3 protein-coding genes are annotated in these 3834 nt (G+C 68.6%); 2 read left to right on the forward strand and 1 reads right to left on the reverse strand.

Features of this window, described 5'->3' with window-relative positions:
• Positions 1 to 43: 43 nt before the first annotated feature.
• On the reverse strand, positions 44 to 1321 hold the full coding sequence (locus AB0J39_RS38650; RefSeq protein ID WP_363474054.1) for an extracellular solute-binding protein: 1278 nt from the start codon (positions 1319 to 1321) through the stop codon (positions 44 to 46).
• A gap of 137 nt (positions 1322 to 1458) precedes the next feature.
• On the opposite strand from AB0J39_RS38650, the gene AB0J39_RS38655 reads away from it, so the two are divergent.
• On the forward strand, positions 1459 to 2229 hold the full coding sequence (locus AB0J39_RS38655) for an FCD domain-containing protein (RefSeq protein ID WP_363474056.1): 771 nt from the start codon (positions 1459 to 1461) through the stop codon (positions 2227 to 2229).
• 472 nt (positions 2230 to 2701) lie between these two features.
• A partial coding sequence (locus AB0J39_RS38660; protein ID WP_363474058.1) for an RICIN domain-containing protein occupies positions 2702 to 3834 on the forward strand: 1133 nt, incomplete at its 3' end.

Below are 3834 nucleotides of genomic sequence, written 5' to 3' on the forward strand. Positions count from 1 at the left end.
GGCCGGGCGCAGCGACGACGGCGAACCTTTGACCGGCACGCGATCAGCCCGCCCGGTCGGAGGCGGCCAGCTGCTCCACGACCTCGTCCACCGTGGCCGACCCGCTCAGGAGCTGCTGGGACAGTCTTCCCATCAGGTCCAGGGTCTTGGAGGACAGCGCGACGTGCAGGGCGGGCTTGCCGGCCTTGATCTGCTGCACGATCGTGGTGACGGCCGGACCGGCCTGGGAGACGTCGATGGTCGTGTCGGACGCGATCGCGCCGGCCTTGGCGTAGAACGCGGTCAAGGCGTCGGTCGAGGTCAGGGATCGCACCAGGTCGGCGGCGAGCTTCGGGTCCTTCGTCCACTTCGCCACCGCGTAGCCGATGCCGCCGTCGTACGGAAGGCTCGGAGCGGCCCCCTCGGAGACGACCGGGGCCTGCATGACACCGATCTTGTCGGGCGGCAGGAACTCGCCGAAGTCCTTCCAGTGCCCGACGTCGGACATCAGCCCGATGATGTGAGCGGCCTTGCCGGTCTGGAAGACCCTGAAGATGTCGGTGAACATCGCGGTGGAGTTGGCGCCCTCGTTGTTCAGTCCCTTGTCCTGGGCCTCCTTCCACAGCTCGAAGATCTGCCGTACGTGCGGGGAGGTCCAGTCGCGCTTGCCTGCGATCCAGTCGTCGTACTCCGCAGGCGTCAGGATGCCTGATCCGAGGCCCGACATCCAGAACTGGATTCCGGCGCCTTCCTTGTTGCCGAGCGCGAAGCACGTGGCGCCGGTCGCCTTCTTGATGGCGGCGCAGCCGTCGACGAGCTCGTCCCACGTCTTCGGCGGGTTCGCCGGGTCGAGACCGGCCTTCTCGTAGAGCGCTTTGTTGTAGTAGATGGGGTGTCCCTGCAGGGTCACCGGCGCGGCGTAGATCTTGCCGTCCTTGCTGAACGCGTCCCAGCCCGCCAACCGGTTCTTGTCCTCGGCGACGTACTGGTCCAGCGGGAGGAGCGCGTCGGCCCGGTCGCGGATCTGCCCGCCGCCGTTGAAGAGCATGACGTCAGGCCCCTTGCCGGACTGGATCGCCGTGCCGAGCAGGGTGTAGTACTGGTCGAACGGCTGGGCGACGAACTCGACCGTCACCCCGGGGTGGCTTTCGGCGAAGTCGGCCTTCGCCTTCTCTATGTAGGTCGCGGCGGCCGGTTCACCGGACTTCCAGTCCCAGACCACCAGCTTGCGCTGCTCCTGCGACGCCTGTCCGGACGGGGACTCCGTCCGCGCGGCGCTCCCGCAGCCGGTCACGGTCAGTCCCGCGACCATCAGGACCGCCCACCACCGCTGCTGTCTCATCGCTGCTCGCTTTCCAGTGAGCGGCCGGCTGGCCCGGCCGGTCTTCGGCGAAACGTAACTCGTATGACGTATTACGTCAATAGCCGTCACCTATACTGACGCGGTGGCGCTGTTCGTGTGGGCCACCGGAGGGGGATATGACGGCATCGCAGGAAACGGCCGGTGGCGTACCGGCGTCCCCCGCCTGGGTACGGCGCCCGGCCAGCCTCGCCCGGGCGGTGACGGCCGAACTGGTGGAGCGCATCGTCCGCGGCGTGCACCCGCCGGGAACGCCGCTGCCCCCCGAGCCCGCGCTGTGCGAAGCCTTCTCCGTGAGCCGCACCGTCGTCCGCGAGGCCGTGAAAGTCCTGCAGGAGAAGGGGCTCGTACAGGTCCGCCAGGGCGCCGGCACCATGGTGACGCCCCCGGCTATGTGGGACATGCTCGACGAGCTCGTCCTCGCCGCGACCATCGCCGAGGACGAGACCCTGGCGATTCTCGACGACGTCGTCGTCACACGGCGCGTGCTGGAGTCCGACATGGCGAACGTCGCCGCCCGCGTGGCCGGGCCGGAGACCGTCGAGCGGTTGCGCGCGCTTGTGGACCGGATGGACGAGCTCGTGGACGACCACGTCACCTACGCGGACAGCGACCGCGCCTTCCACGACACGATCATGCAGGCGTCCGGGAACCGCATCGCTCGCGGCGTCGTGCGTGCGCTGGAGAACCAGGTCATCCACACCGCCCGCTACACGGGCCGGACCGAGCGGGCCCTGTGCGTGGCGTCGAACCTCGGCCACCGCCGCATCTACGAACGCATCGCCGCCCGCGATCCCGACGGCGCCGCCGAGGCGATGTTCAACCACATCACCGAGGCCTGGGTCGTCCGCCGCAGCGGACCTGCCGATCCCGTACGGCTGCGGCGCTGACATGCGGCGCTGAGGCCGGAGTCGCACGCCCTCGCAAACGATTCGAGCGCGGGGAGTGAAAGTTTCAGCGCGGCCCGTCAGCGGGAACCACGGCCGCTTTCCCTGGCCAGGCGAGGGAGCGGCCGGTCGGCCGGGACGCCGATCCCGTGACGCCGGGACGTCCGAGCCTTGACAGGTCCGGTCACGGTCATATTTGCTCCGCTGCACCATCGCCTCCATCCCCGCCGTCCGAAAGAGAGGAAATCCGATCGGGGCGTTGGTGAGCGTTAACACCGGACGCTTCGACCGGCCGGCCGACACGCGCGGAACCGGTGAGTTCGATCGCGCAGCGGACGCCGGCGACGGCGGACCCGGAATTCGCCGAGCCAGAGACCGGGCACACCGGTCCGGCCGGGCCCTCTCTCCCCAGAAAAACGCCGATACGAACGGCTATCCCATTTTCGTGTGTCTCCATGGGAAAGGAGCTCGCGTGATGCCGGGGCACAGGTCCCTCTTCACCGTCATCGCGACCACGGCACTGCTCTTCCTGTCCACGGCGCAGGCCGCGCTGGGCGACAGTGCCACCGAATCCGTCACCGCGAAGAGCGCCCTCGCGGCCACCGCGGGATGCGGCAAGACTCCGACGCTGAGAAGCGGTACGCAGTCGATCACGACCAGCGGGAAGAATCGCAGCTACATCCTGAGAATTCCCGACAATTACAACAACAACAACCCCTATCGCTTGATCTTCGGATTCCACTGGAACGGCGGCACCGCCAATGACGTCGACTCCGGGGGAACCAGCGGATACCCCTGGTCCTACTACGGGCTCAGGGCGTTGTCGAACAACAGCACCATCTTCGTCGCACCCCAGGGCTTCAACAACGGCTGGGCCAACTCCGGCGGTGAGGACATCACCTTCGTCGACGACATGATCCGGCGGATCGAGGCGGATCTCTGTGTCGACACCGCGCAGCGCTTCGCCATGGGCTTCAGCTACGGCGGCGGCATGAGCTACGCGCTCGCGTGTGCCCGGGCGTCGGTCTTCCGCGCGGTGGCGGTCTACTCCGGCGGGCAGCTCAGCGGGTGCAGCGGCGGCACCGAGCCCGTCGCCTACATCGGACTGCACGGCCTCAGGGACCCGGTGCTCAACATCTCCGCGGGCCGGTCGCTGCGTGACAGGTTCGTCAGGAACAACGGCTGCACGGCGCAGAACCCGCCGGAGCCGGCGCAGGGCAGCCTGACGCACGTCGTCACCTACTACTCGGGCTGCCGGGCCGGGTATCCGGTGGCGTGGGCGGCGTTCGACGCGGGCCACACCCCCGGTCCCGTGGACGGGAAGTCCGGCGACTTCGAACCCGGCGAGAACTCCTGGACCAGGCCGGTGGTGTGGAGCTTCTTCACGCAGTTCGGGAGCGGCGGCACTCCGTCGCCGTCGCCGTCACCGACCGCCTCTCCCACCGGCGGCACGGGCGGCACGAGCGCGCTCAGGGGCGTGGGGTCGGGTCGTTGCCTGGACGTCAACGGCGCCTCGCAGAGCAACGGCGCGACGGTGCTGATCTGGGACTGCAACGGCCAGAACAACCAGAAGTGGACCTCCACCAGCGCGGGCGAGTTGCGGGTGTA

It is taken from the genome of Microbispora sp. NPDC049633, from assembly GCF_040675265.1.
GTDB lineage: Bacteria > Actinomycetota > Actinomycetes > Streptosporangiales > Streptosporangiaceae > Microbispora > Microbispora maris.